This is a genomic window from Pseudomonas sp. FP597 (assembly GCF_030687435.1).
Lineage (GTDB): Bacteria > Pseudomonadota > Gammaproteobacteria > Pseudomonadales > Pseudomonadaceae > Aquipseudomonas > Aquipseudomonas lactucae.
Map to the genome: position 1 here is coordinate 449,985 of NZ_CP117432.1, position 26,971 is coordinate 476,955.

The window sequence follows — 26,971 nt, forward strand, 5'->3', positions numbered from 1 at the left end:
GCATATAGATAGCTGGCCGTTGGTTTTTTGATCTGTTTTCGGCGAGGGTTGCTCGTGATTGTTAGTCCCTGTAATGCACCAAAATTGTCTGCCAAACGGTTACGAAACGCACTGGTGACGGGCTCTGCCCTGTTTTGCCTGTTCGGCGCGGGTCAACTGTGGGCATTCAGTCTGGACGATGTGTCGGCCAAGGCAAAAGAGCTGGCCGGGCAGAAGTACGAAGCTCCGCGCAGCAATCTGCCGAACGAATTCCGTGAAATGAAATTCGCGGACTACCAGAAGATTCGTTTCCGCAACGAAAAAGCCGAGTGGGCCGACCAGAACACCCCATTCAAGCTGTCCTTCTATCACCAGGGTATGCACTTCGATACACCGGTGAAAATCAACGAAGTGACGGCTGACAGCGTTCAGGAAATCAAATACGACCCGTCGCGCTTCGATTTCGGCGACGTCAAGTTCGATCCCAAGGCCACCGAACAGCTCGGTTATGCCGGTTTCCGTGTGCTGTTCCCGATCAACAAGGGTGACAAGCAAGACGAAATCATGACCATGCTCGGCGCCAGCTATTTCCGCGTCGTCGGCAAGGACCAGGTGTATGGCCTGTCGGCCCGTGGCATGGCGATCGATACCGCGCTGCCGTCCGGCGAAGAATTCCCGCGTTTCACCGAGTTCTGGATCGAGCGTCCGAAGCCGGGTGACAAGCACCTGGTGATCTTCGCCCTGCTCGATTCCCCACGTGCGACCGGCGCCTATCGCCTGATCCTGCGTCCGGGCACCGACACGGTGGTCGATGTGAAATCCCAGATGTTCCTGCGTGACAAGGTCAGCAAGCTGGGCGTTGCCCCGTTGACCAGCATGTTCCTGTTCGGTGCGAACCAGCCTTCCAAGGTCCTCAACTACCGTCGCGAACTGCATGACTCCAGCGGCCTGTCGATCCATGCCGGCAATGGCGAGTGGATCTGGCGCCCGCTGAACAATCCCAAACACCTGTCGGTCAGCAACTTCAGCGTAGAAAACCCACGCGGTTTCGGCCTGCTGCAACGCGGTCGCAACTTCAGCCACTACGAAGACCTGGACGACAACTACGACAAGCGCCCAAGCGCCTGGATCGAGCCTGAAGGCGACTGGGGCAAGGGTTCCGTCGATCTGGTCGAGATCCCGACCGCCGATGAAACCAACGACAACATCGTTGCCTTCTGGAGCCCGGAAAAACTGCCGGAAGTCGGCCAGCCACTGGACGTGGCCTACCGCCTGCACTGGACCCTGGACGACGCCGCGTTCCACTCGCCGGACAGCGCCTGGGTCAAGCAGACCCTGCGTTCCACCGGTGACGTGAAGCAATCCAACCTGATCCGTCAGCCCGATGGCAGCGTTGCGTACCTGGTGGACTTCGAAGGTCCGTCCCTGAAAAAACTGCTGCCGGACGCCCCGGTGCGCAGCCAGGTGAGCGTGGGTGACAATGCTGAGCTGGTCGAGAACAGCGTGCGTTACAACGAGCACACCAAAGGCTGGCGCCTGACCCTGCGCATGAAGATCAAGGACGCGAGCAAGCCGACCGAGATGCGTGCGGCGCTGGTGCAGGACATTCCTCAGGCCGAGCCTGAGCATGTGTCCACCCAGGTGCTCAAGGCCGACAAGGTCCTGGCCAAGCAGCACGAGAAACAGGCCAAGAAAGACGCGAAAGACAAGGAAGCCAAGCAGCCAGAAGCTGCCCCAGCCACACCGGAGCCGATCAAGACCGAGCAAGTCCTGACCGAAACCTGGAGCTATCAGTTGCCTGCCGATGAGTAATTCTCAAGCCCGGCCAGAGACTCTGTCCGAGTACCTGGCGCACCTACCGATGACCGCTGAGCAGCGTGCCGAACTGGCAGGCTGCGCATCCTTCACCGAGTTGCACGAGCGGTTGTCGTCCAAGACCTTCGACGCGCCCATCGACGCCGCCCAGGCGTCGGTTGGCCGTCGGTTGACCCTCAACACGGCCGAAGAGCTGCAAGACGCCGAAATGCTCGCGCTCGACGCCAGCGGCCGCGTGTGCCTCAAGGCCACGCCGCCGATCCGGCGTACCCGCGTGGTACCGGAGCCGTGGCGCACCAATATCCTGGTGCGCGGCTGGCGCCGTATCACCGGGCGCAGCAATCCGCCGACACCGCCCAAGGATGAACGTGTATTGCCGGCCGCGCGCTGGCGTACCGTGGGTTCGATCCGTCGTTACATCCTGCTGGTGCTGATGCTCGGCCAGACCATCGTGGCCGGCTGGTACATGAAAGGCATCATGCCGTACCAGGGTTGGTCGCTGGTCGACTTCGACGAGATCCGCAACCAGACCCTGCTGCAAACCGCCACCCAGGTACTGCCTTACGCGCTGCAGACCAGCATCCTGATCATGTTCGGGATCTTGTTCTGCTGGGTGTCGGCGGGTTTCTGGACGGCGCTGATGGGCTTTCTGGAACTGCTGACCGGTCACGACAAATACCGCATCTCCGGTAAAAGTGCCGGCGACGAGCCGATTCCGCAAAACGCCCGCACCGCGCTGGTGATGCCGATCTGCAATGAAGACGTGCCGCGTGTGTTCGCAGGCCTGCGCGCGACGTTCGAGTCGGTGGCCGCCACCGGTGACCTTGACCGTTTCGACTTCTTCGTACTCAGCGACAGTAACGACGCCGACATTTGCGTGGCCGAGCAGCAAGCCTGGCTCGATGTGTGCCGCGAAGCCGGTGGTTTCGGCAAGATCTTCTATCGCCGCCGTCGCCGTCGCGTCAAACGCAAGAGCGGCAACCTTGATGACTTCTGTCGTCGTTGGGGCGGTGACTACAAGTACATGGTCGTGCTCGACGCGGACTCCGTGATGAGCGGCGAATGTCTGACCAGCCTGGTGCGCTTGATGGAAGCCACGCCGGATGCCGGGATTATCCAGACCGCGCCGCGCGCGTCGGGCATGGACACCCTGTATGCGCGCATGCAGCAGTTCGCCACGCGTGTGTACGGCCCGCTGTTCACCGCCGGCCTGCACTTCTGGCAGCTGGGTGAGTCCCACTATTGGGGCCACAACGCAATCATCCGCATGAAGCCGTTTATCGAGCACTGCGCCCTGGCGCCGTTGCCGGGCAAAGGCGCGTTCGCCGGTTCCATCCTGTCCCACGACTTCGTTGAAGCAGCGCTGATGCGCCGTGCCGGCTGGGGCGTGTGGATTGCCTATGACCTGCCGGGCAGCTACGAAGAACTGCCGCCGAACCTGCTGGACGAACTCAAGCGTGACCGTCGCTGGTGCCACGGTAACCTGATGAACTTCCGCCTGTTTCTGGTCAAGGGTATGCACCCGGTGCACCGTGCGGTGTTCCTGACCGGTGTGATGTCCTACCTGTCGGCGCCGTTGTGGTTCCTGTTCCTGGTGCTGTCCACCGCGTTGCTGGCGGTGAACACGCTGATGGAGCCGCAGTACTTCATGGCTCCGCGCCAGCTGTACCCGCTGTGGCCGCAATGGCACCCGGACAAGGCGGTGGCGCTGTTCTCCACCACCATCGTGTTGCTGTTCCTGCCTAAACTACTGAGCATCATCCTGATCTGGGCCAAGGGCGCGAAAGAGTTCGGCGGCAAGTTCAAGGTGACGATGTCGATGCTGCTGGAGATGCTGTTCTCCATGCTGCTGGCGCCAGTGCGGATGATCTTCCACACCCGTTTCGTGCTCGCCGCGTTCCTCGGCTGGGCCGCGACCTGGAACTCACCCAAGCGTGACGACGACTCGACCACCTGGGGCGAAGCGTTCAAGCGTCATGGTACCCAGACCTTGCTGGGCTTCCTGTGGGCCCTGCTGGTGGTGTGGTTGAATCCCAGCTTTCTGTGGTGGTTGGTGCCGATCGTCGGTTCGCTGATGCTGTCGATCCCGGTCTCGGTGATCTCCAGCCGCGTGAACCTGGGCCTCAAGTCCCGCGACGAGAGCCTGTTTCTCATCCCCGAGGAATACAACCCGCCGCAAGCGCTGCAGTCGACCGAGAAGTACACCCACGAAAACCGCTGGCACGCCCTGCACGACGGGTTCGTGCGTTCGGTGGTCGACCCGCAGCAGAACGCCCTGGCTTGTGCCCTGGCGACTTCGCGTCACCGTGAAGCGGAGCCGATCGAGTACCTGCGTACCGAACGCGTGCGTCATGCGTTGAAGGTTGGCCCGACCGGCCTCAACAACGCCGAACGCGTCGCCTTGCTCAGTGATCCGGTGGCCCTGGGCCGCCTGCACGAGCAGGTCTGGAGCGAAGGGCATGCCGAGTGGCTGGCCGCCTGGCGTGACTCGATCAAGTCCGACCCGCACGCGCCGTTGCTGCCGCTGCAACCACTGTCGTCCCAGGCCCAACCGGCCTGATTCAGACACCCCCGAGGGCTCACCTCGGGGGTGTTTCAAACGCTGGTCCTACAGCGTTTTTCGCCTCTTCCCTGTTGTTCCAATCCCTGGTTATTTCGAAACAAAATACCCTCTTTCGAGGCGTATTGGCGTGCCCGCGACTGGGTTAGGATCGCCCCCCGAATTTGTCTCGGTCACAGGGGAGTTTCATGATCAAGAGGTATTGTCTGGCAGCGCTGATCTGCGTTGCCGCATTAATTCAACACAACCTGGCGCACGCGGGCGCAATTGATGATGCGGCGCGGCGCGGCGTGCTGAGAGTCGGCACCACACCCACCTACGTACCTTTCGAAATGACGGATAAACAAGGGCGCATCGTCGGCTTTGAGATCGACTTGCTGGCGAGCATGAGCCAGGCGCTGGGCGTAAAGCTTGAACTGGTTTCAGTGCCCTACACGGAGCTGTTGCCGGGGTTGATGGCGAAAAAATTCGACCTGATCGGCAGCGGCATGACCGTCACCCAGGAGCGCAACCTGAAGCTGAACTTCAGCGACTCCTTTATCGTGGTGGGCCAGACCGTGCTGCTGCACCCCAGCCTGCTTGGCAAGGTTTCCAGCGTGGAAGACCTCGACGATGCCGGCTACCGCATCGCCGTCACCGAAGGCACGACCGGCGAGGCGGTGGCGCAGCGGCTGCTCGGCGCGGCGCGTCTGTTGAGCTTTGCCACACCGGAAGAAGGCGTGCGCCAAGTGGTGCGGGGCCAGGCTGATGCGTTTATTTACGACGCGCCCTACAACCTGATCGCCCTGAGCCGGCCGGAGAACAGCGAGCTGCTGGCGCTGGAGCAGCCGTTCACCTTCGAACCCCTGGCGTTTGGCGTGAAAAAAGGCGATTTCGACAGCCTCAACTGGATCAACCATTTCCTCAGCCAGATCGCCCAGGACGGCACCTATGATCGCCTGCACGACAAGTGGTTCCGGGACACCGCCTGGCTGGCGGAAATCGACTGAAAGTCATAACTGCTTACACATCAATCCTTTGCAACTGCGTTCCGCGCACGCGTCTATCCCTGTGCTTGTGCGCAACGCTGTAGGGTTTTTCTGACATACCCCGACAACAATTCCCCCTGAAACCTTTGTGACGGGCAGCGAGTGGGTTAGGATCGCACCCCGAAATGGTGCAGCCCTTTTGCGCACCGACCTTATAAGAATGGTTCAGGGGACTTGATGATGAAAAAGTATCTTTCGATGCTGCTGCTCGGCGTCACCGCGCTGGTTGCGGCCACTGCGGCCCAGGCCGGCGCCATCGATGATGCGGTCAAGCGCGGCACGTTGAAAGTCGGCATGGACCCGACCTACATGCCGTTCGAAATGACCGACAAACGCGGCGACATCATCGGTTTTGAAGTCGACATCCTCAAGGCCATGGCCAAGTCCATGGGCGTCAAGCTGGAACTGGTGTCCACCGGTTACGACGGCATCATCCCGGCCTTCCTCACCGGCAAGTTCGACATGATCGGCAGCGGCATGACCCTGACCCAGGAACGCAACCTGCGCCTGAACTTCAGCGAACCCTTCATCGTGGTCGGCCAGACCCTGCTGATCCGTAAGGAATTGGAAGGCACCATCAAGTCCTACAAAGACCTGAACGACGAGAAATACCGCCTGACCTCCAAGCTCGGCACCACCGGTGAGATGGTCGCCAAGAAACTGATCGCCAAAGCCAAGTACCACGGCTATGACAACGAGCAGGAAGGTGTGCTGGACGTGGTCAACGGCAAGGCCGACGCCTTTGTGTATGACGCACCGTACAACGTAGTGGCCGAGAAGAAAGTCGGCAACGGCAAGCTGGTGTTCCTCGACGAGCCCTTCACCTTTGAGCCATTGGCGTTCGGCCTGAAGAAAGGTGATTACGACAGCATCAACTTCATCAACAATTTCCTGCACCAGATCAAGAACGACGGCACCTACGATCGCATCCATGACAAGTGGTTCAAGAGCTCCGAGTGGCTCAAGGACATGGAATAAGGCTGACTTGTAGTGAGCGGGCTTGCCCCGCGCTGGGTGGCGTAGCCGCCCCAAAACCATACGCCTCGGTCTTTCTAAAACACTGCGGTGCCTGGATTTAGGGGCAAGCCCGCTCACTACACAAAGGTGCTTGCCTTCGACTTTTTTGGATGTTGAGTAATGAAACAGAAAAAAGCCCAATGGCCCTGGCACCTGCTGACTGTGGTCGTGCTGGTTGGCCTGGCGGGCGCCTTGTACTACGCCACGTCGCTGATGTCCTATGAATGGCGCTGGAACCGCGTGCCGCAATATTTCGCCTACCAGGCCGAAGAAGCCCAGCGGGCGGCCGATATCTCCACCGTCATCGAGCTGGCCCGCAAAGGCGACGTGGCCGAAGTGACCCTGCGCAATGACGCAGGCACCGAGCAAAAGGTGACGGTCGCCGACAACAGCCTGCAAGTCGCGCGTGGCGATGATGTGGCCGAAGGCGATGTCATCGGTGTCAATCGTCATTGGGCGTTGGGCCCGCTGATGTGGGGCTTGTGGACCACGCTATGGCTGTCGGCGGTGTCGGGCATCCTCGGCTTGGCGATCGGCCTGGCCACGGGGCTGTGCCGGCTGTCCAGCAACCCGACCTTGCGCGATCTGTCGACGATCTACGTCGAACTGGTGCGCGGCACACCGTTGCTGGTGCAGATCTTCATTTTCTATTTCTTTATCGGTACGGTGCTCAACCTGTCCCGGGAATTTGCCGGGATCGCCGCGTTGTCGTTGTTCACGGGGGCTTATGTGGCGGAAATCGTCCGCGCCGGCGTGCAGTCGATCACCCGTGGCCAGAACGAAGCCGCACGCTCCCTGGGCCTGAGTGCCGGCCAGTCGATGCGCCATGTGGTGCTGCCACAAGCGTTCAAGCGCGTACTGCCGCCGTTGGCCGGGCAATTTATCAGCCTGGTGAAGGACACCTCGCTGGTGTCGGTGATCGCGATTACCGAACTGCTCAAGAGCGGTCGCGAAGTGATCACCACCTCGTTCTCGCCGTTTGAAATCCTGTTCTGCGTCGCAGGCCTGTACCTGTTGATCAACCTGCCGCTGTCGAAGATGGCCAGCCGGCTTGAGCGGAGGCTCGCGCAAAGTGATTGAAGTCCGCGATCTGGTAAAAGTCTTCGAGACCCGTGGCCAGGTGGTGCGCGCGGTGGACCACGTGACCACCCAGGTGGCCAAGGGCGAGGTGCTGGTGGTGATCGGCCCATCCGGCTCGGGCAAGTCCACTTTCCTGCGCTGCCTCAATGGCCTGGAAGCATTCGACTCGGGCTCGGTGAGCATCGACGGTCTGCAACTGGCTGATCCGAAGACCGATGTGAACGCCTATCGCCGCGAAGTCGGCATGGTGTTCCAGCATTTCAACCTGTTCCCGCACATGACCGTGCTGGAAAACCTGTGCCTGGCGCAAAAGGTCGTGCGCAAGCGCGGCAAGCAGGAGCGCGAAGCCAAGGCCCTGGCGCTGCTGGAGAAGGTCGGCATTGCGCAGAAGGCCAACGAGTTTCCTTCGCGGCTGTCCGGCGGCCAGCAGCAGCGGGTCGCGATTGCCCGGGCACTGGCGATGGAGCCCAAGGTGATGCTGTTCGACGAACCCACCTCGGCGCTGGACCCGGAAATGGTCGGCGAAGTGCTGGACGTGATGAAGACCCTGGCCCTGGAAGGCATGACCATGGTCTGCGTTACCCACGAAATGGGTTTTGCCCGCGAAGTGGCCGACCGGGTGCTGTTCTTCGACCATGGCAAACTGCTGGAAGACGCGGCCCCGGCCGAGTTCTTCGAGGCGCCGAAGGACCCGCGCGCCCAGGCGTTTCTGCGTCAGGTCCTGTAAAAACCGCTGAATGGTTTATGGGGTGTAAGCCTCAAAACCTGAACTTGCCGACCAGCGTCTGTAGATCCAGGCTCAAGCGCTCCAGATGAACACTCGCGGCCGCCGTTTCCTCACTGGCGGCGGCGGTTTGTTCGCAGACATCGCGCACCTTCAACACACTGCGATTGATCTCTTCGGCGACCGCGCTTTGTTCTTCGGCGGCAGCGGCGATTTGCGGGTTCATGTCTTGGATGATCGAGACGGTGCGCGCAATCGCCGCCAAGGCATCACCCGCATCGCGGGTCAGGTCCACGCTGACGTCGGTGAGCGCGCAACTGCCGTCCAGGATATCAGCTACCTGCTGCGTACCCTTGTTGAGGTCGCTGATCAACCCTTCAATCTCCTCTGCCGATTCCTGCGTGCGCTGGGCCAGGCTGCGCACTTCGTCGGCCACCACCGCAAACCCTTCGCCGGCGCTGCCCGCGCGCGCGGCTTCGATGGCGGCGTTGAGCGCCAGCAGGTTGGTTTGCTGGGACACCGACTTGATCACTTCCAGCACGCCGCCGATTTTTTCGCTTTCGCGCTGCAACGCCAGCATTGACTGGCTGGAGCGTGCCATTTCATGAGCCAGGTGGCCGATGTGCTCAACGGCTTGTGTCACCACCTGATCCCCGCAATTGGCTTGCTCACCGGCCTCTGCCGCCGCGATGCAAGACTGTTCGGCGTGACGCGCCACCGTCTGGGCGGTGGCGAGCATTTCATTCATCGCGGTGGCGACCTGATCGGTTTCTTCCTGCTGGTGCCTGGCCCCCGTGCGGGTCTGTTCGGTCACGGCCGACAACTGGGTGGCGGCGCTGGCGATCTGCCGGGCGCTTTCACCGATGCCGCTGATCAGCGTGCGCAGATGACGGGTCATGTCGCCAATGCTGTGCTGCAACAAGCCCAGTTCGTCACGGCGCCGGGTCTGGATGTCGTGGCTCAGGTCGCCCTGGGCGATGCGGTTGGCGGCTGCCAGGGCCTGGCGCAGTGGCACGGTGATTTGCCGCGTGATCCACCCGGCGGCCAGGGCGCCGAGCACCAGCGCCCCCAAGGTCACGCTGACCAGCAGGGTGCGGGTCTGGCTGGCTTCGCGGTCACGCTGGGTTATTTGCGCCTGGCTTAACAGGTCGCTGTGCTCCAGGAGCTGATCGAGTTGCTGTTCGAACCGATTCTGCACGGCTTCCGTATTGAGTTGCGCCTCCTTGAGTGTGATCGACTGCTCGCGATAATTGACCAGGTCACTGTCGAACCGGTCCGCATTCACCGGCAGGCGCATCACCGGCGACTGGGCAACGGCCAGTGCATCGAGCGCGGTGCTCACCCCTTCGGCATAGGCCTGGAGTGTGTCGGCGGCCCAGGCGGGGTTCTGGGTGCGATCGTCTACCTGTGCTATCGCCCGGCGCAGGTTTTCGATGGCATCAAGGGCAGGCTGGTCGTTCTGGTCGGGCAAGTCGCTGGCCAGTTGCGCCAGGGTGTCGCTGGCCTGCAGGGCGAGTTGTTCAAGGAGGCGTCGGGCGGTCTCACGGTTTTCGATCAAGGCCGGCAACTGGGCGAGCGCCTCTCGAAAACCTGCCGCCAGCTGTGTGGCCTCTTCCAGGCGTCGCCGGTCGGCAGGTGCGTTCATTCGGGTTGAAAGATCGGCCAGGTGCTGTTCGATTTTTTCGATCTGCAGGGTGATTTTGCCGCGACTGCCAGGGTCCGTCAGGGTGCGATACACGATGCGATCAGCGCGCATGGCCTCGGCGTCGGCGGTCAGTTGGCCCAGCGTCGTCAGGTTGGTTGAGCGCGAAAGCACGGCGTTGAGGGCTTGCCAGCCGGTCATGGCGATGACGAGGCTGAGGATCAACACTTGGCCAAACCCCAGGGCGAGCTTGACGCGGATGCTGGCATTGACCAGTAGACGGGTCAGTTGAGAAAACATGATGAACCTCCGAATCCGAACAGCGCTTAAACCAACGCTAAATCGATTCGGAGTGACGGCGGGCTGATAACTGCGTAGGAAATTTCACAAGTTGCTGGCGTACGACGGCCACGTCTGGCCGCCGTGAAGCGCGGGTCAGATCCGGAAGCGTCCGACCAGGGTCTGCAAGTAGTTGCCCAGGCGCGCCAGCTCGGCACTGGAGGCGGCGGTTTCTTCGCTGGCGGCGGAGGTCTGTTCCGACACGTCGCGCACATTCAACACGCTGCGGTTGATCTCTTCGGCTACGGCGCTTTGCTGTTCGGCGGCGGTGGCAATCTGCGAGTTCATTGCCTGGATGGTCGAGACCGTGCGGGTGATGTTCTCCAGGGCGCTGCCGGCGCGACGGGTCAGCTCGACGCTGCTGTCGGTGAGGCCGCGACTGTTGTCCATGATGGTCGCCACCTGCTGGGTGCCGTTCTGCAGACCGACGATCAGTTCCGCGATCTCCTCGGTGGACTTCTGGGTGCGCTGCGCCAGGCTGCGCACTTCATCGGCCACTACCGCGAAACCACGCCCGGCTTCACCGGCACGGGCTGCTTCAATGGCCGCGTTGAGCGCCAGCAGGTTGGTTTGCTGGGCCACGGATTTGATCACGTCGAGCACGCTGCCGATCTTGTCGCTTTCGCGCTTGAGGTCGCCCATGGCCGCGGTGGAATTTCCCACTTCGGTGGCCAGGCGTTCGATCTGGGCGATGGCTTCGCCGACCACTTTGTCGCCTTCGCGGGCCTGTTGGTCGGCGGCCACGGCTGCCTCGGATGCTTCCTCGGCGTTGCGCGCCACTTCCTGTACGGTGGCGGCCATCTCGTTCATGGCGGTGGCCACCTGGTCGGTCTCGACCTTCTGGCTGTTGACCCCGGCGCTGGTCTGCTCGGTCACGGCCGACAATTGCTCGGCGGCGCTGGCGATCTGGGTGACGCCTTCACTGATGCCCCCGATCAGCTCGCGCAGGCCCAGGGTCATGCTTTGCATGGCCCGTTGCAGTTGGCCCAGTTCGTCCTGGCGCAAGGACGTCAGGTTGTGGCTCAGGTCGCCCGAGGCGACGCGCTCGGCCACTTGCAGGGTCTGGTTCAGCGGGATGATGATCTGGCGGGTAATTGCCCAGGCGGCCACCAGGCCGAAGATCAGCGCCAAGATGGTGGCGATCAGCAACAGTTGTCTTGCGTGCGCGGCGTCGGTATCGCGCACTACCGTTTGTGACTTGGTGAGCTTTTCGCTGCGGTCCAACAGGATGTCGCCCTGGGCGCTCATGATTTTCAGGGCGGCGGTGCTTGCCACCTGGGAGTCGCGATACTGGCTGACGGCTGCGCGGTAGGCTTGCAGAGAAACGCCGGCCTGTTGCAGGTTGGACGAAAACTGCTCAGGCAGTTGGCCGGTCAGTTCGGCGATTTTCTTCAAGGCGTTGTCGATGGCGTCCAGTGCGGGCTGTTCAGCCTCGACCTTGCCGCTGTAGGTGTAGCCGCGCACCTGGAAGCGCGCCTGCTGGATCAGTTTGCTCAGGCTGACGATGCTGTTGAACTGGCTGACGCTGTCGCCCTGCAACAGGGTTTTTTCCACTTCGCCGACCTTGAGTACCGCATTGTCGGCGGTGTCGCCCAGTTTGCTGCGGGCGTTTTCGCGGTTGGCCCCGGCCTGGACCATGGCGTCGAATGCACGCTTGTATTGGTCGACAGCGGCGAGTTGGTCATCGATCAAGGCGATGTCGGCGGGTTGCTCGATCAGCGTGCGCGCGTTTTTCAGGCCGCTTTCCAGCTGGCCTAGGAAGCCATTGACCGCCGTCGGGCCCTGTTCGCCGCGACGCATCTCGAAGTCCAGGCGCGCGATGCGCAGGTCCTTGGTCAGGTCGTTGAGGCTGGCGATATAGCCCAGCTTGTCGCCACGGCTGATCACGCCGGAGAGCCCGGTCCAGCCGGTGAACGTCGTCATCAACGTCAACAGCAGTACCAGGCCAAAGCCTACGCCCAGCTTGGTCTTGACGCTGACATTACCCAGCTTTTCGGCTAACGCACGGTACATGTTACAACTCCCCTGGAGCACGGCTTGGACTTATTGCAGGGGTTATCGGCATGAGCGCAGGATTCTATAGCCACACAAGTCAAGTGTGGGAGGGAGCAAGTCGAATCGTCGCACCGCCCCTCCCACAGGAGACCGCGGCGTTTAGAAGAGTCGGGCGAGCAGGGCGGTGACGGCGGTTTCAACCCGCAGGATGCGTGCGCCGAGCTGCACCGGTTGCAGGCCGGCCTTGGTCAGCAGGTCGACTTCGTAGGGAATCCAGCCGCCTTCGGGGCCGATCGCCAGCGTGACCGGTTCATCCAGGCCGCGAGGGCAGGGCGGGTAATCGCCGGGGTGACCGATCAGGCCCAGGGTGCCTTGGGTCATCGCCGGCAGGCGGTCTTCGACGAACGGTTTGAAGCGCTTCTCGATGATGATCTCGGGCAGCACCGTGTCCCGTGCCTGTTCCAGGCCGAGGATCAGTTGCTCGCGAACCGCCTCGGGCTCCAGGAGCGGGGTTTGCCAGAAGCTTTTTTCGACCCGGTAGCTGTTGACCAGCACCACCTTCGGCACGCCCATGGCCGCCACGGTTTGCAGCACCCTGCGCAGCATTTTCGGGCGCGGCAGGGCCAGCAGCAGGGTCAGCGGCAGTTTGGCCGGCGGCGGTTGGTCGAAGCTCACTTGCAGCTCGGCTTCACGGGCTTCCAGGCGCAGCAAGTGTGCATTGCCCATCAAACCGCCAATGCGGCCGACGCGCAGGCTGTCGCCCACGCTGGCGCGGTGGACTTCCTGCATATGCACCAGGCGCCGATCACGCAGCACCACACGGTCGGCCGCGATAAAGTCGGCCTCCTCAAGCAGCAGCAGGTTCACGGCTGGGTCGCTGGCGGCTGGTCGTCGTCGGCGGGTTGGTCATCCGGGTGTTCGCCGCGCTTGCTGATCAGGCTGCTGAACAGGATGCCGATCTCGAACAGCATCCACATCGGCACGGCCAGCAGGGTCTGGGAGAAGATGTCCGGCGGGGTGAGGATCATGCCTACAACGAAGCAGCCGATGATCACGTACGGGCGGATCTTCTTCAGGTACTGCACGTTGACCACGCCGATCCACACCAGCAACACCACGGCCACCGGGATTTCGAAGGCTACGCCAAAGGCGAAGAACAGCGTCATCACGAAGTCGAGGTAGCTGGTGATGTCGGTCATCATCTCGACGCCGGCCGGGGTGGCGGCGGCGAAGAACTTGAAGATCAACGGGAACACCAGGAAGTAGGCGAACGCCATGCCGGTGTAGAACAGCAGGATGCTCGACACCAGCAACGGCACCGCAATGCGCTTCTCGTGCTTGTACAGGCCAGGTGCGATAAAGCCCCAGATCTGATGCAGGATCACCGGGATTGCCAGGAACAGCGAGACCATCATGGTCAGCTTCAACGGCGTCAGGAACGGTGACGACACGTCGGTGGCGATCATCGTCGCGCCGGCCGGCAAATACTGGCGCAGCGGCGTGGAGACGAAGGTGTAGATCTGCTGGGTAAAGGCGAACAGCCCGGCAAAGATGATGAAGATGGCCGCTACGCAACGCAGCAGGCGGGTACGCAGCTCGGTGAGGTGCGAGACCAGTGGCATGTGCTGGTCGTTTTCCGGTTTATCAGCGCTCATGGGGCTCGCGGCGGCAATGTAGGGTCATGGGGCGCGGGCGACGCAACGGACGTCGGCGCAGGCTCGGTTGGGGGCGGCGTGGCTGGCGTGGCGTCGATGGCCGGTGCGATGCTCTGCTCGGGCACCGGCGCCACCGGCTTGGCCGGCTCCTGCACCGGCGAGAGAATCTTGCGCGCCTCCTGCTCCAACGACAGGATATGTTCGTTGTGCAATTGCCGGCGGATCTCGTCGGCGCCAATTTCACGTTCAACTTCCTGTTTGATCGCATTGAAACTGCGTTTCAGGCGCCCGATCCACAGGCCGGCGGTGCGCGCGGCACCGGGCAGGCGTTCCGGCCCCAGTACCAGCAGGGCCACGAGGCCGACGAGCAGCAGTTCAGAGAAGCTGATACCAAACATTAGTCAGTGCTCACGAGTCTTTGCGGGTCGGCTCTTCGACTTTCTCAGCCTGCACGTCGAAGGTACGACGCTCGGTGATCGGCTGAGTGGCCTGAGGGTGCACAGGCTGAGCCGGCGGTACAGGATTGGCCGCAGGGTCGGCGGGTTTTTCGTCATCGTTCATGGCTTTGCGAAAGCCCTTGATCGACTCGCCCACGTCGGTGCCCAGGTTCTTGAGTTTCTTGGTGCCGAACACCAGTACCACCACCACCAGAATGACGATCCAGTGTTTCCAGTCAAAAATGCCCATGCTGCAAATCCTCGATAAAAGTTATTCAGGCGGACGGGCGCGAGGCCTTTTCAGCGTGCCCGGACAAGCCGAAGCGACGGTCCAGTTCATCCAGTACAGCCTGGGGATGCTGCCCCAGTTGGGCGAGCATGACCAGGCTGTGGAACCACAGGTCGGCGGTTTCGTAGATCACATCGCTGCAGTCGCCGCTGATTTGCGCGTCCTTGGCGGCGATGATGGTCTCGATGGATTCTTCGCCAAGCTTTTCCAGAATCTTGTTCAGGCCCTTGTGGTAGAGGCTGGCGACATAGGAGCTGTCGGCGTCCGCGCCTTTGCGGTCTTCCAGCACCTGGGCCACACGGTTCAGGGTATCGCTCATGGTCAGTGTCCTGCCGAATAAATGGCGTGCGGGTCTTTGAGCACCGGCTCCACGATCTTCCATTCGCCGTTCTCGAACACGCGATAGAAGCAGCTGTGACGACCGGTGTGGCAAGCGATGCCGCCGATCTGTTCGACCATCAGGATCACCACGTCGGCGTCGCAGTCCAGGCGTATCTCATGCAGGGTCTGCACATGCCCGGACTCTTCGCCCTTGCGCCACAGTTTGCCACGCGAACGTGACCAGTAAATGGCGCGCTGCTCAGCGGCAGTGAGGCTCAGGGCCTCGCGGTTCATCCAGGCCATCATCAGCACGCGCCCGGTCTTGTGGTCCTGGGCAATGGCCGGCACCAGGCCGTCACTGTCCCATTTGATTTCGTCCAGCCAGTCTTTCATGTTCGGCTCCGGCAATTTGCGACAGTGTATAACCGGATTGGCTATCGACGCACGATCAGATAAATACCCACGGCGACCATGATGCCAGCCGGCCAGTGGCCCAGCTGATTCAACGGGCCGCCAATCGCCAGCATGACCCCGCCCACCAGGTGCGCGGCGCCGAGCAGGCGCAGGAACCAATCGTCCTTGCGCCTGCGCCACGGTGGTTCCGGGTCCTTGGCGTGCGGCTGGGACATGCGCTCGAGCAGGTCGCGGGTCATGTTGGCCAGGTGCGGCAGTTGTTCCATCTGGCTGTGCAGGTTGCCCAGCACGGTCTTGGGGCTCATGCGCTCGCGCATCCAGCGTTCCAGGAACGGCTGCGCGGTGTTCCACAGGTCGAGGTCCGGGTACAGCTGGCGGCCCAGGCCTTCGATGTTGAGCAGGGTTTTCTGCAAAAGCACCAGCTGCGGTTGCACTTCCATATTGAAGCGCCGCGCGGTCTGGAACAGGCGCATCAGAACCTGGCCAAATGAAATATCTTTTAACGGCTTTTCAAAGATCGGCTCGCACACGGTGCGTATCGCCGCTTCGAATTCGTTGAGCTTGGTTTCCGCCGGCACCCAGCCCGAGTCGATGTGCAGCTGCGCGACACGGCGGTAGTCACGCTTGAAAAAAGCGAACAGGTTGCGCGCCAGGTAATCCTGGTCTTCGGGGGTGAGGCTGCCGACGATGCCGCAGTCGATCGCAATATACTGCGGGCTCCACGGGTTGACGGTGCTGACGAAGATGTTGCCGGGGTGCATGTCGGCGTGGAAGAAACTGTCGCGGAACACCTGGGTGAAGAAGATCTCCACGCCACGTTCGGCGAGCATCTTCATGTCGGTGCGCTGGTCGGCCAGGGTCGCGAGGTCGGTGACCTGCACGCCGTAGATGCGCTCCATCACCAGTACCTTGGGGCGGCACCAGTCCCAATACACCTGCGGCACGTACAGCAGCGGCGAGTCTTCGAAGTTGCGCTTGAGCTGGCTGGCGTTGGCCGCTTCACGCAGCAGGTCGAGTTCGTCATAGATGGTTTTTTCGTAGTCGGCGACCACGTCCACCGGGTGCAGCAGGCGTGCATCGGCGCTGAAGCGCTCGGCGGCGCGGGCGAGGATGAACAGCCACGCCAGGTCCTGGCCGATGATCGGCTTGAGGCCGGGGCGGATCACCTTCACCACCACTTCTTCGCCGCTCTTGAGCTGCGCGGCGTGCACTTGCGCCACCGAGGCCGAGGCCAGCGGCTCGACGTCGAAGCGACTGAACACTTCGCTGATCGGCTTGCCCAACTGTGCTTCGATCAACGCCATCGACTGCTTGGAATCGAACGGCGGTACGCGGTCCTGCAACAGCATCAGTTCGTCGGCGATGTCTTCGGGCAGCAGGTCGCGGCGGGTGGACAGAATCTGCCCGAACTTGATGAAGATCGGTCCCAGGTCCTGTAGCGCCAGGCGCAGGCGCGCGCCACGGCTCAGCTCCAGTTGTTTGCGGGGGAACCAGCGCCACGGCAGTACGTAGCGTACCGCGAGCAGGAACCACGGCAGGGGCAGGGCGAACAGCAGGTCATCGAGACGGTAGCGGATTACGACGCGCTGGATACGAAACAAACGGCGGACGGCGAGCAGCTTCATGCGTTATCGCTTGGATCAAGGGAACGGCTCAGGCGCTCGAAGCGCGCCTCAAGGCGTTCCAGGTCGATTTTGGCCTTGTCGAGTTCACGAAAGCGCGCTTGCGCTTCCCGCTGCCCGACCAGGGTGCGCGATTCTTCGCTCAGGTATTCGGCGAGGTTCTGGTTGAGGCTGGCGAACCCTTGCTGGTACCAGCGCGAGCGGCTGCGCAGGTGCCCGCTGATCAACTGAGTGGCGACGGGGCCGATCCAGCGTGACAGCTCGTATTCCCAATCCAGCTCCAGGTCCTGCAGCACGGCGGCCAGGTCCATCAGCACCGCGCTGTCGCCTTCCAGTTCCACTTCCGGGCTGTGCAGGATCGCGCTCTTGTTGCGGCTCAAGGCCAGGTGCAACAGGTTCGATGCCGGCGCGCGCAGGGTGCAGTCGGCGTCGGCGGCCCAATGGCTGGCGAGCAGCAGGCCTTCATCGCTGGGCAGGATAAACAGCTGCAAGGCGGGGCTGGTGCAGTCGACAACAATGATCTTGCCGTTCAAGTGCGCGAGCCGCGCCAGGGCGGTACTGTCCAGGCGCAGCGCACGGTTGAGGCCGTGTTCGACGCTGGCGAGCAGGCCTTGCAGCAGCATCAGGGCTTGATGCCGCGGTGCAGGGCGACGATGCCGGAGGTCATGTTGTGGTAGGTCACGCGGTCGAAACCGGCCTCTACCATCATCGACTTCAGGGTTTCCTGATCGGGGTGCATGCGGATCGATTCGGCCAGGTAGCGGTAGCTCTCGGCATCGTTGGTGATCAGCTTGCCCATCAGCGGCATGAACGCGAAGGAGTAGGTGTCGTAGACCTTGGACATCAGCGCATTGGTCGGCTTGGAGAACTCCAGCACCAACAGGCGGCCACCCGGCTTGAGCACGCGCAGCATCGAGCGGATCGCGTCTTCCTTGTGGGTGACGTTGCGCAGGCCGAAGGCGATGGTCACGCAGTCGAAATGGTTGTCGGGGAACGGCAGCTTTTCCGCGTCGGCCTGCACGAATTCGATATTGCCGGCCACGCCTTTGTCGAGCAGGCGGTCGCGGCCGACCTTGAGCATCGAGCCGTTGATGTCCGCCAGCACCACCTGGCCGGTGGGGCCAACGAGCTTGGAGAACTTGGCCGCCAGGTCACCGGTGCCACCGGCGATGTCGAGCACGCGGTTGCCGGTGCGTACGCCCGACAACTCGATAGTGAAGCGCTTCCACAGGCGGTGCATGCCGCCCGAGAGTACGTCGTTCATCAGGTCGTACTTGGCCGCGACGGAGTGGAACACCTCAGCGACTTTTTCCGCCTTTTGGCTTTCCGGGACGTTCTTGAAACCGAAGTGAGTGGTGGGTTCGGCATCGCTGCCTTTGCGCTGATCAGTCATATCGCTGTCACCAAAAGAGAATGCGGGACATGATAATCCCCAGGGCCTGCTTTGTCTTGGCAAGGCTGCAGGTAAGATAGGTGCTTATCGAGACCTTTTGCCGCATCGAAGGTTTCCACGTCCCTTTAAAGAGGAGCCATTGCAATGGCCCGTATTACCGTTGAGCGTGCACATTCCCTGGGTAAAGAAGGCGCTCGGGCGAAGGCCGACAAGTTGGCGCAAAAACTCAAGGATCAATATGGCCTTGAACCGTCGTGGTCCGGCGATACCTTGAACCTCAAGCGCTCCGGGGTTAAAGGCACGGTAACAGTGGCCGATGATTCGCTGCGCATCGATGTGGAACTGGGCCTGTTGATGTCGGCCATGAGTGGCACGATCAAGTCCGAAATCGAGAAGGCACTGGACAAGGCATTGGCTTGAACTGAAGGTCGTTAGGGTGCCGATTCTAATTTTTAACCCTACTTTGTGCCCAAGCCCTCAACTCCTGCGGGCCGTTCCTCCACCCTATCCTGCGTGAGGTGCACCATGGCCAACGTTATTTTGAAGAAAAAAATCGACGCTCAAACCACTGCCTTGAGTGACGTTAAACGCTATGCCCGCAAGATCTGGCTGGCCGGTCTGGGGGCTTATGCCAAGGTCGGCAGCGAGGGCGGCGAGTACTTCAGAGAGCTGGTCAAGAGCGGTCAACATGTTGAAAGTAAAGGTAAAAAAGTTGCCATTGAACAACTCGATGCCGCCAACAGTCAGATTGACCAAGTAAAGAGTAATGTCTCCAACGTCAAAGGTCTGGTAGAAGTTCAGTTGGATAAAGTTGAAAAAGCTTTTGACACGCGTGTTGCAAGTGCCTTGAATCGAATCGGCATTGCGTCTAAACATGACGTGGAGACACTCTCTGCTAAGCTCGAAGAGCTGACGGCATTGCTCGAACGTGTCGCGCGCAAACACTAAGGAGACATCGGGATGGCTGTTAAAAAGACTACTCAAAAAGAAGGCAGCTCGTGGGTCGGGGAAGTTGAAAAATATTCCCGCAAGATCTGGCTGGCTGGTTTAGGCGTGTATTCGAAGGTGAGCAGTGACGGCGGTAAATACTTCGAGACTTTGGTCAAGGACGGCGAGAAGGCCGAGAAGTTGACCAAAAGCACAGTCGGTAAAAAAGTTGAAGCGGCCAAGGCCACTGCCGGTTCCGCCAAGTCGAGCATTTCTGACACTTGGGGCAAGTTGGAAGAAACTTTCGACAAGCGCCTCAACAGTGCCATTTCGCGATTGGGCGTGCCCAGCAAAGCTGAATTGAAAACGCTGCACAGCAAGGTCGATACGCTGACCAGGCAAATCGAAAAACTCACCGGCGCCAAAGTGGCTCCGGCGAAAACCGCAGCGGCCAAACCGGCGGCCAAGCCCGCCGCTAAAACCGCAGCCGCCAAGCCCGCTGCGAAAACCGCTGCCAAACCCCTGGTGAAAGCGGCGGCCAAGCCGGCTGCAAAACCAGCGGCCAAGGCCCCTGCCAAAGCCGCCGCTAAACCTGCGACCAAGCCAGCAGCGAAAACCGCAGCGGCCAAACCCGCCACCAAGACTGCCGCCAAGCCTGTAGCCGCTAAAGCGGCTGCCAAGCCGGTGGCCAAGGCGGCGGCGAAACCTGCGGCCAAGCCAGCTGCCGCCAAGCCGGCTGCCAAGTCCGCCGCGAAACCAGCAGCCAAACCTGCTGCCGCGAAGAAACCGGCCGTCGCGAAAAAACCAGCGGCCTCCAAGCCTGCTGCCACGGCCAAGCCAGCGACCCCGGTCGCTTCGAGCGCCAACTCGGTGTCCGCGCCGACGCCTGCTGCTGTCACCCCGACTGCAACGCCGGTAACCCCGACGCCATCCAGTCAGTCCTGATCCTTTCAGGACGCACAAAAAAACGCCCGGCCTGTGAAGGTCGGGCATTTTTTTGCCAGCGTGAACCACTCAGTTATAGGTAATGTTCACGGTGGTAGTACTGGCCAGTGAGCCTTGGCGCACCGTGCCGGTCTTGAAATACGCAGCCCCCAGCGGCAACACCGCACGGTCGTTGTAAACCGCAACGGTGCGAGCGCTGTCGGTGCCGTCTGCGCGCAGGGTCTGGTTCGCTCCGCCAATGCGTGAGTACAGCCACAGGGCGATACCTGCAGCCGTACCGGTATTGGCGAAGCGCCAGGTATCGCCCACGGCAGGGGTGCCGGTAAAACGGAAGGTGACACTGGAGGCATTGCTGCAGTTGGCGGTTAAGTCAAAATTACGCGCACCGGCGGAAGTGGCATTTTGAAAGGCGCTGGCCTTCACGGAGTCGAGCGTAATGGTACGGCTGACGTCACCGGCCGCCAGATCGCACGTAGCGGCCGGATCGAAGAAGCGTATCGCGTTATTGAGCTGTTTCAGAATACGCCCCCGACTCCCATCCAGCATCGAGTCCTGAAGCCTTCCGCCAGGCAATGTTCCGGTGGTGACGGGGCCGGTTTTGTAGAACTCCGCCCGTAACGTTGTGATGAAGTGAGTGTAGGTACTGTTTGAGGGCCAGGTTCGACTGCCATTGCGCAATGACACGCTGTAGGCCGGCTCATAGTTGTCGCTTTGTATGATCCTCATGCCGATGCCGGGCACATTCGTGTGATAGATCTCTCCGCCCGGCGCGGACATGCTGGTTGAAAAACGTCCGGTCCAGACCTGATACATGCCAGTGCCGCATCTGAATACAAGGTTTGGAAAAGGACCGTTGAACGCCTGGCTGGTGATCAGCCCGCCGACCGGAAGGGATTTCTGTACGGTGATGGTGTTGGGAAAGGACACGCCGTATTGGACATTCGGGTAGGCATTGCATAACGCCTTGGCGCTGATCGGCAGGCCGGTGGTCAGCAGTGCGGTTATCAATTTCAGGGTGGAATGCTGCATCTGTGGCTCCATGAAAACAGGGCGTTTGTTCGCTCGCGATGTACCTGCCTTGGCGGTCGCGCCAATCCTCCTAGTTATAAGTAATCGAAACAGTGGCAGTACTGACCAGCGTGCCCTGGCTCACGGCCGCGGTTTTGAAATACGCGGCGCCCAGCGGTAATATCGCGCGATTGCTGGACGTCGCAATCGTGCGCGTGTTGTTGGTGTTGTTGGCCCGAATGGTCTCGTTCACCCCGCCAATGCGCGAATACAACGTCAACGCTATGCCATTAGCGGTGCCGGTGTTGGCGAAACGCCAGTTGCTGATCGGGTCAGGTGTGCCCGTGAACCGAAAGATAACGTTGCGCAGATCCGATTCGCACTCGGCGGAAATCTCGAAATCAAACGCGCCGGCGATGGTGGCCGAATCGAAGTCCGACACCTTGACGGTCGGCAGGTTAATGGTGCGGTTCACATCGCCGGCAGCCAGGTTGCACGTGCCCGCGTCGATCCGGCCGGCAAACGTCAGGATGCCGGTGGTGGCGGCTTGGGTCGTGGTGGCGGCCAGGGTCGCAGTGATTGCCAACAACAGAGGTAGCGTTCGAATGCTCATCAAAGAGTCCTCAGGTTTTTAGTTATAAGTGATATTGACGGTGGCGGTACTGGCCAGCGTGCCTTGGCGAACCGTACCGTTCTTGAAATACGCGGCGCCCAGCGGCAATACCGCACGGTTGTTGGACACCGCAACGGTGCGAGCGCTGTCGGTGCCGTCTGCGCGAATGGTCTGATTCGCCCCGCCAATGCGTGAGTACAACCACAACGCGATACCCTCGGCATTGCCGGTATTGGCGAAGCGCCAGGCATCGCCCACGGCAGGTGTACCGGTAAAGCGGAAGGTGGTAGTGGAGGCGTCGGTGCAGTTCGCCGTTAATTCAAAGTCGCGTGCGCCTGCGGATTGGGCATTTTCAAATGCGCTGACTTTTACAGGATCCAGTGTAATGGTGCGGTTGACGTCGCCGGCAGCCAGATCGCAGGTAGCGGAGGGTCTGATAAAACGTACTGAGTTTCCAAGCAGCAGGGTGAAACGCTCTGGGCGAATGTGATTGTCCATTCCGTCCACGCGCAGGGTTCCAGCAGGTACCACTCCGTCGGTTACGGGCCCGATTTTGTAAAACCTCAACTGCCCGGCGATGAAGCTGGGAATTATCCCGGTGAACGGGGCTTGTTGATTATGCATTGCATAGAAATTGCTTATCCCCCGGGCATCCGTGAGGTTGAGGCGTACACCGACACCTTGGACCTCGGTGCGATAGATCAGTGTGCCTGGCTGGGTTGTCTGGTAGCGCCCGGTGATAATTCTTTGCGTCCAAGTGGAGCAGTCCATAAAGAAGGCGGGGGCCGTACCGCTGAATGAACGGCTGATGATTTCACCGTTCACCGGGATACTGTCCGGCACGGTTATCGTGCTGGGTAGGTTGAGAGTAAGCGTGGCGTTCTGATACCTGTCACAGGCCGCTTGAGCCGTGATAGGCAGGCAGAAGACCGTCAGTGTTGAAATGAGTGTAATGACGTGTTTCATTTCAGTGCCGAACGAGGAGTAACCCCCCTTCTTCCTCAGTTGTAAGTGATCGCAACGGTGACGGTGCTGGCCAGGGTGCCTTGGGTAATGGCTGCACCGGTTTTGTGATACGCCCCTCTGAGGGGGATCACGGCCTTTTTGTTAGTCGTGGCAATCGTTCGACTGCGCTGGGCGGCGGTGCCGTTTGCCGGGATAACGTAGAGCGGGGATGAGCGATGCGCCAAGTAAAGGGCGATGCCACCCGAGGTGCCGGTATTGGAAAACAGTGCGGGATTGCCGGCGGATGCCGTACCAGCGAACAGGAAAATGACGTTGCGCAGATCCGATTCGCAATCAGCGGTGAGTTCGAAATCATGCGCGCCTGCGCTGGTGTTGGCATCGAAGTCGGAAATCTTGACGGGCGGCAGCGTGATGGTGCGGTTTACGTCGCCAGCGGCAAGGTTGCAGGTGCCGGCGTTGACCTGGCCGGCAAATTTCAAGGTGCCGGTGGTTGCCGCCTGGGCGGGTTGGGCGGCCAGTGCCGCAGTGGTTGCCAGCAACAGGGAGAGCATTGGAATTCGCATCGGAGCGTCCTCGGGGTTTCAGTTATAGGTGATGTTGACGGTGGCGGTACTGGCGAGCGTGCCTTGGCTGACCGTACCGGTTTTGAAGTACGCGGCGCCCAGGGGCAGGACCGCGCGGTTACTCGATACCGTGACGGCGCGAGCGCTGTCGGTGCCGTCGGCACGAATGGTTTGGTTCGTTCCGCCAATGCGTGAATACAGCCACAGCGAGATCCCCCCGGCCGTGCCGGTATTGGCGAAACGCCAGGTATCCGCCACGGCGGGTGTGCCGGAGAAGCGAAAGGTGACATTGGAGGCGTTGGTGCAGTTGGCCGTTAACTCGAACTCGCGGGCGCCTGCGGAACTTGCGTTCTCAAATGCGCTGACTTTGACGGTGTCGAGGGTGATGGAACGGTTGACGTCGCCGGTGGCCAGGTCGCAGGTGGCGGTCGGGTTAACGAAGCGTATCGAGTTGTTGAGCAGCATCTGGTGGCGCCCTTGGATGCTATCCCATCGATGGTCATGAAGGTTCCCGCTGGGAACGGTACCCGTGGTAACCGGACCTATTTTATAAAATTGCAACTGTAGGCTGCGATAACCATAGGGAAAGTTCCCGGGGTGCATTGTCCAATCCATGCTCGCCAGCGTCGCATTCCCAATTTGCCCGCTAGGCAACGTCACCTGGATTTGCATGCCGATGCCAGGCACGTTGGTTTTATAAAGGTAGGGCATATTTGGGAGTGCTCCACCTCCCGCGCCGCCATATCTGCCGATGATCGTTCTCAGGGTCGGTGTGGGGCAGTTCATCTGAAAAATTGGGAAAGGTCCGTTAAACACCGCGCTTGTAATCAGGCCCCCAACGGGCAGAGAGCTCGGCACGCTGACGGTGGTCGGAAACGAGACCCCGTTGGAAAAATTGGGGTATGGACTGCAAGCCGCCTGAGCGGTGATAGGCAGAGTTAAAATCAGCAGCGTCAACATCAACGTAGTGGATTGCTTCATGTGTTTTCCCCGTAAAAAAACAAGCGCATAAATAAGTATGGCGACGTCGGTGCCGATTGGGTTTTTCAGGCAGGCGCGTTGGCGCTATACGCCCTGCACGTCCCTGCATCCAACTGAAGCAACCGTTTGGCGGTCTCCGAGGAAGGCTTCGTACTTAAGTCATAACTCACCCGACATTTGGCATCGGCATGCGGCCCCCACTGGACCATCAGGTGCCCCTGGGACCGGGCCACGCGCACAAACGCTTTCCCGCCCTGCCCGACGACCCCAACGCTGGCACCGTCTTCATCGAACACATCCGACCCAAACGGCAGCGGGCTACCGTCTTCGCGCAGCGCGGTGATCAACAGGGCCTGGCCGCTGACGGTTTCGAATTGCAGCTTCACCACCGAGCCGGCGCGCGGTGCGACGTTTTGTGCGGCGCTCTTGAGCTCCACATCGACGGAAAGGTCCTTGGGGTCCAGCTCGACCACGTTCTGGCGGTACGGCGTGAGGTGAGGCACCACGGCGAAGCCGCTTTTGCCTACTTGCGCGCTGTGGTTGCCGTTGATGCGTGCGCCCTGGGCATCGGGGGCCTGGACAATGCCGAGGGTGTCGCCCAGCTCCGGGGCGAAGGTCACGCCGCCGGCATGGGCGACGATGCCGCCGGTCATGCCCAGGGAGGTCGAGCGGTAAGCATTGCTCTGACCATAACTGGCCGATAGCACGCCGACACTGGCCTGGTATTTCACGTCGGCGCTGGTGGCGTTGCCATTGCCCTGGCTGCGGCTGGTATCCACGCCGTAGGTGAACTCGCTGCGCTCGCCCAGGCTGCCACCCAGGCTTACGCGTTCACCGCTGCTCTGGTTGCCGCGATAGGCACTGGTCGTCAGGGTGGGCGAACGTGGCGTGCTGCCCAGGGGCAGGCTGAGGGTCAGATCGATTTGTTTGTCGACCTGGCCACTGAGCAAATCATGGGTACGCTGGGCGCTGACGGTGTAGTGCAGGCCCTTCCAGGACGCGGCGTACCCCGTGGTGAAGGTCAGGTTGCCGCCTTTGCGGTTCCAGTAATTTTGCGATGAACCGGTGAGGTAGACCGAACCGTTGCCCAGGCTTTGGTTGAGGCTGATGTCCATCCTGTCGCGCAGGCGTGAGACGTTATCCAGGCTGCGCCCGTCGAGGGCGAGGTCGCGTACGCGTGCGGCGTCGGCGACGCTCAGGAAGCCTTCGGTGGAGTAGCGGTAGGCACCGAGGGCAAAGTGGGTGCCGGTATCGGCGAAGTTCTTGCTGTAGCGCAGTTGCACGCTTTGCCCGTCACGCGAGCCATGCCCCGGAAGGTGAGCGCTGGAGCGGGTCAGGTCAAACGACAGCGCGCCCAGCGGCGTATTGAACGCGGCCCCCAGCAGTTGCGAGTTGTAATCCTGGCCCACGACCGTGCCGGTGTAGCCGGTCAGCAGGTTGCTCAGGCCGTGCTGGTAAGTCGCTTGCATCAGCGTGGGCGGATGGCGCAGGCCGATTTCATCCAGTTGGCCGACACTCAGCGCATAGCGGCGGTTGCCGGGGCGCAGCAGATTGGCGTTGGCGGCGAACGGCACGATAAATTCGCGCTGGCGCCCGTCGGCCTCGGTGACGGTGACGTTCAGGTCGCCGCCGTAACCGGTTGGGAACAAGTCGTTGAGCACGAACGGGCCCGGCGGTACCGACACCTCATCCAGCAGCACGCCGCGCTGGCGCACGGTGACCCGGGCGTTGGTCTCGGCGATGCCGCGCACCACCGGCGCAAAACCGGTCTGGGAGTCGGGCAGCATGCGGTCATCGCTGAACAGGCTGGCCCCGCGCAGGCGCACGCTGTCGAACAGCTCGCCGCCGGTGTAGATTTCGCCCGCCATCAGCTGGGATTTGAGCATGCCCAATTCGCGCTGCACATAGGTCGAGCTGCCTTGATAACCCGCACTGGTTTCGGCTTGGCTGTAGCTGCCGTTGTGGCGCCAGTGCCAGTCGCCCAGGTTGAGGCCGGCATTGAGGCCCAGGTAATGCGAGTCGAGCGAGCGACCGCTGGTGCGCGTGGTAAAGGTATTGGCGTTGTAGCGCACGAAGGCGGCGTCGATGCCGCTGTCCCAGTGGCGTGGGTCGACGTAGCCGCGCACCTTGCGTGACAGGAAGAGCTGCGGAATCTGCAGGTCCAGGCGGTTCTCGCCGTTGTCGAACAGGCTGATGGCACCGGGCAGGTAAGTGGCGATATCGGCGCAGCTGTCGAAGGGTAACGCCGGGGTAGTGTCGGCTTCGACGGAGCGTCGTTCGACGGCGTCCAGGTCAACGCCGAACCTGAGCAACGCCTCGCGTTCCAGGCACAGTTGCGCGGAGTCCTGGCCGTTCACTGCGACGAAGGTCAGACTTTCACGGCCGATCCACTGGCCATTGAGGTAAACCTCGGCACGGTAGCTGCCGGGCAGTACGATATTGCCCCGACTGAACTTTGAAACATCGACCTGCAGGCCGCCCGCGCCATCAGGAAAGAAGGCCGGGTTGAACTCGACGTCCTCGGCGGCCTGGACGCCCGCGACCTGCGCGACGCCGAGCAGCAAAAGGCAGCGCGTCGTCAGCGTCAGGCGACCACGTATCAGGGACCAGTTTCTTGCGCTGACGCGGATGTTCAGACTCATGTTTACCGTTTTCCAA

General features: G+C 61.3%; 26 protein-coding genes and 1 pseudogene. 9 read left to right on the forward strand and 18 right to left on the reverse strand.

The genetic code is table 11. The features are described 5' to 3' along the window. The first annotated feature begins 111 nt into the window (after positions 1-111). The 6 genes from PSH66_RS01985 to PSH66_RS02010 all read left to right on the forward strand — a co-directional run bounded on the left by PSH66_RS01985 (position 112) and on the right by PSH66_RS02010 (position 8,206). The gene (locus tag PSH66_RS01985; protein ID WP_176156595.1) at positions 112-1,791 is read left to right on the forward strand and encodes a glucan biosynthesis protein G; all 1,680 of its coding nucleotides are present in this window, start codon (positions 112-114) and stop codon (positions 1,789-1,791) included. Then, complete coding sequence (mdoH, locus tag PSH66_RS01990) at positions 1,784-4,354, forward strand: glucans biosynthesis glucosyltransferase MdoH (protein WP_078822957.1); 2,571 nt, start codon at positions 1,784-1,786, stop codon at positions 4,352-4,354. The genes PSH66_RS01985 and mdoH overlap by 8 nt, the downstream gene beginning before the upstream one ends. A 188-nt stretch (positions 4,355-4,542) precedes the next feature. Then, positions 4,543-5,343, forward strand: a complete 801-nt coding sequence (locus tag PSH66_RS01995) for a transporter substrate-binding domain-containing protein (protein WP_003171171.1) — start codon at positions 4,543-4,545, stop codon at positions 5,341-5,343. Positions 5,344-5,562: 219 nt separating this feature from the next. Next, positions 5,563-6,360 (forward strand): transporter substrate-binding domain-containing protein, encoded by a 798-nt coding sequence (locus PSH66_RS02000; protein ID WP_003171172.1) that lies wholly within the window; start codon positions 5,563-5,565, stop codon positions 6,358-6,360. A gap of 159 nt (positions 6,361-6,519) precedes the next feature. Continuing rightward, positions 6,520-7,479 carry an amino acid ABC transporter permease gene (locus PSH66_RS02005; protein WP_003171173.1) on the forward strand — a complete coding sequence of 320 codons (960 nt, stop codon included), beginning with the start codon at positions 6,520-6,522 and terminating at the stop codon, positions 7,477-7,479. Beyond that, the gene (locus PSH66_RS02010) at positions 7,472-8,206 is read left to right on the forward strand and encodes an amino acid ABC transporter ATP-binding protein (protein ID WP_305428284.1); all 735 of its coding nucleotides are present in this window, start codon (positions 7,472-7,474) and stop codon (positions 8,204-8,206) included. The genes PSH66_RS02005 and PSH66_RS02010 overlap by 8 nt, the downstream gene beginning before the upstream one ends. Before the next feature lie 31 nt (positions 8,207-8,237). On the opposite strand, the gene PSH66_RS02015 is transcribed toward PSH66_RS02010, so the two are convergent. From PSH66_RS02015 to ubiE, 12 genes and pseudogenes are all read right to left on the reverse strand, one after another. Next, complete coding sequence (locus PSH66_RS02015; protein WP_305428285.1) at positions 8,238-10,145, reverse strand: methyl-accepting chemotaxis protein; 1,908 nt, start codon at positions 10,143-10,145, stop codon at positions 8,238-8,240. Positions 10,146-10,280: 135 nt separating this feature from the next. Beyond that, positions 10,281-11,153 carry a methyl-accepting chemotaxis protein gene (locus PSH66_RS30030; RefSeq protein WP_370694839.1) on the reverse strand — a complete coding sequence of 291 codons (873 nt, stop codon included), beginning with the start codon at positions 11,151-11,153 and terminating at the stop codon, positions 10,281-10,283. Between the two features lie 33 nt (positions 11,154-11,186). Continuing rightward, positions 11,187-12,197: pseudogene (locus tag PSH66_RS30035) on the reverse strand (methyl-accepting chemotaxis protein); the annotation flags it as partial. A gap of 141 nt (positions 12,198-12,338) precedes the next feature. After that, positions 12,339-13,046, reverse strand: coding sequence for a 16S rRNA (uracil(1498)-N(3))-methyltransferase (locus PSH66_RS02025; protein ID WP_305428286.1), 708 nt, complete (start codon positions 13,044-13,046; stop codon positions 12,339-12,341). Next, complete coding sequence (gene tatC / locus PSH66_RS02030; protein WP_141063088.1) at positions 13,043-13,834, reverse strand: twin-arginine translocase subunit TatC; 792 nt, start codon at positions 13,832-13,834, stop codon at positions 13,043-13,045. Before tatC ends, PSH66_RS02025 begins: the two co-directional genes overlap by 4 nt. After that, on the reverse strand, positions 13,831-14,232 hold the full coding sequence (tatB, locus tag PSH66_RS02035; RefSeq protein ID WP_003171179.1) for a Sec-independent protein translocase protein TatB: 402 nt from the start codon (positions 14,230-14,232) through the stop codon (positions 13,831-13,833). Before tatB ends, tatC begins: the two co-directional genes overlap by 4 nt. 10 nt (positions 14,233-14,242) lie before the next feature. Beyond that, positions 14,243-14,521 (reverse strand): twin-arginine translocase TatA/TatE family subunit, encoded by a 279-nt coding sequence (locus tag PSH66_RS02040; RefSeq protein ID WP_003171180.1) that lies wholly within the window; start codon positions 14,519-14,521, stop codon positions 14,243-14,245. A 25-nt stretch (positions 14,522-14,546) separates the two neighbouring features. After that, positions 14,547-14,879: a phosphoribosyl-ATP diphosphatase gene (locus tag PSH66_RS02045; protein WP_027605032.1), complete on the reverse strand. Its 333-nt coding sequence runs from the start codon at positions 14,877-14,879 to the stop codon at positions 14,547-14,549. Between the two features lie 2 nt (positions 14,880-14,881). Then, on the reverse strand, positions 14,882-15,274 hold the full coding sequence (gene hisI / locus PSH66_RS02050; RefSeq protein WP_003171182.1) for a phosphoribosyl-AMP cyclohydrolase: 393 nt from the start codon (positions 15,272-15,274) through the stop codon (positions 14,882-14,884). Between the two features lie 41 nt (positions 15,275-15,315). Next, positions 15,316-16,920 carry a ubiquinone biosynthesis regulatory protein kinase UbiB gene (gene ubiB, locus PSH66_RS02055; protein WP_305428287.1) on the reverse strand — a complete coding sequence of 535 codons (1,605 nt, stop codon included), beginning with the start codon at positions 16,918-16,920 and terminating at the stop codon, positions 15,316-15,318. Beyond that, the gene (locus PSH66_RS02060; protein ID WP_305428288.1) at positions 16,917-17,540 is read right to left on the reverse strand and encodes an SCP2 domain-containing protein; all 624 of its coding nucleotides are present in this window, start codon (positions 17,538-17,540) and stop codon (positions 16,917-16,919) included. The genes ubiB and PSH66_RS02060 overlap by 4 nt, the downstream gene beginning before the upstream one ends. Beyond that, positions 17,540-18,310 (reverse strand): bifunctional demethylmenaquinone methyltransferase/2-methoxy-6-polyprenyl-1,4-benzoquinol methylase UbiE, encoded by a 771-nt coding sequence (gene ubiE, locus PSH66_RS02065; RefSeq protein ID WP_003171186.1) that lies wholly within the window; start codon positions 18,308-18,310, stop codon positions 17,540-17,542. The genes PSH66_RS02060 and ubiE overlap by 1 nt, the downstream gene beginning before the upstream one ends. Positions 18,311-18,454: 144 nt before the next feature. Between ubiE and PSH66_RS02070 the strand changes: the two genes are divergently transcribed. From PSH66_RS02070 to PSH66_RS02080, 3 genes are all read left to right on the forward strand, one after another. Then, positions 18,455-18,730 carry a polyhydroxyalkanoic acid system family protein gene (locus PSH66_RS02070; RefSeq protein WP_078822966.1) on the forward strand — a complete coding sequence of 92 codons (276 nt, stop codon included), beginning with the start codon at positions 18,455-18,457 and terminating at the stop codon, positions 18,728-18,730. A 105-nt stretch (positions 18,731-18,835) separates the two neighbouring features. Beyond that, positions 18,836-19,258 carry a phasin family protein gene (locus tag PSH66_RS02075; RefSeq protein ID WP_003171189.1) on the forward strand — a complete coding sequence of 141 codons (423 nt, stop codon included), beginning with the start codon at positions 18,836-18,838 and terminating at the stop codon, positions 19,256-19,258. A 12-nt stretch (positions 19,259-19,270) separates the two neighbouring features. Beyond that, positions 19,271-20,182: a phasin family protein gene (locus PSH66_RS02080; protein ID WP_141063084.1), complete on the forward strand. Its 912-nt coding sequence runs from the start codon at positions 19,271-19,273 to the stop codon at positions 20,180-20,182. Positions 20,183-20,251: 69 nt separating this feature from the next. Here the strand turns inward: PSH66_RS02080 and PSH66_RS02085 are convergent, their stop codons facing one another. The 6 genes from PSH66_RS02085 to PSH66_RS02110 all read right to left on the reverse strand — a co-directional run bounded on the left by PSH66_RS02085 (position 20,252) and on the right by PSH66_RS02110 (position 26,955). Then, positions 20,252-21,211, reverse strand: coding sequence for a fimbrial protein (locus PSH66_RS02085; protein WP_305428289.1), 960 nt, complete (start codon positions 21,209-21,211; stop codon positions 20,252-20,254). A 70-nt stretch (positions 21,212-21,281) separates the two neighbouring features. Further along, positions 21,282-21,803, reverse strand: coding sequence for a fimbrial protein (locus PSH66_RS02090; RefSeq protein WP_305428290.1), 522 nt, complete (start codon positions 21,801-21,803; stop codon positions 21,282-21,284). A gap of 18 nt (positions 21,804-21,821) precedes the next feature. After that, complete coding sequence (locus tag PSH66_RS02095; protein ID WP_305428291.1) at positions 21,822-22,769, reverse strand: fimbrial protein; 948 nt, start codon at positions 22,767-22,769, stop codon at positions 21,822-21,824. A 35-nt stretch (positions 22,770-22,804) separates the two neighbouring features. Then, the gene (locus PSH66_RS02100) at positions 22,805-23,332 is read right to left on the reverse strand and encodes a fimbrial protein (RefSeq protein WP_305428292.1); all 528 of its coding nucleotides are present in this window, start codon (positions 23,330-23,332) and stop codon (positions 22,805-22,807) included. An 18-nt stretch (positions 23,333-23,350) separates the two neighbouring features. Then, entirely contained in the window at positions 23,351-23,797 is a 447-nt protein-coding gene (locus PSH66_RS30040) for a fimbrial protein (RefSeq protein WP_370694821.1), read from the reverse strand. A gap of 581 nt (positions 23,798-24,378) precedes the next feature. Next, the gene (locus PSH66_RS02110) at positions 24,379-26,955 is read right to left on the reverse strand and encodes a fimbria/pilus outer membrane usher protein (protein WP_305428294.1); all 2,577 of its coding nucleotides are present in this window, start codon (positions 26,953-26,955) and stop codon (positions 24,379-24,381) included. Positions 26,956-26,971: the final 16 nt, after the last annotated feature.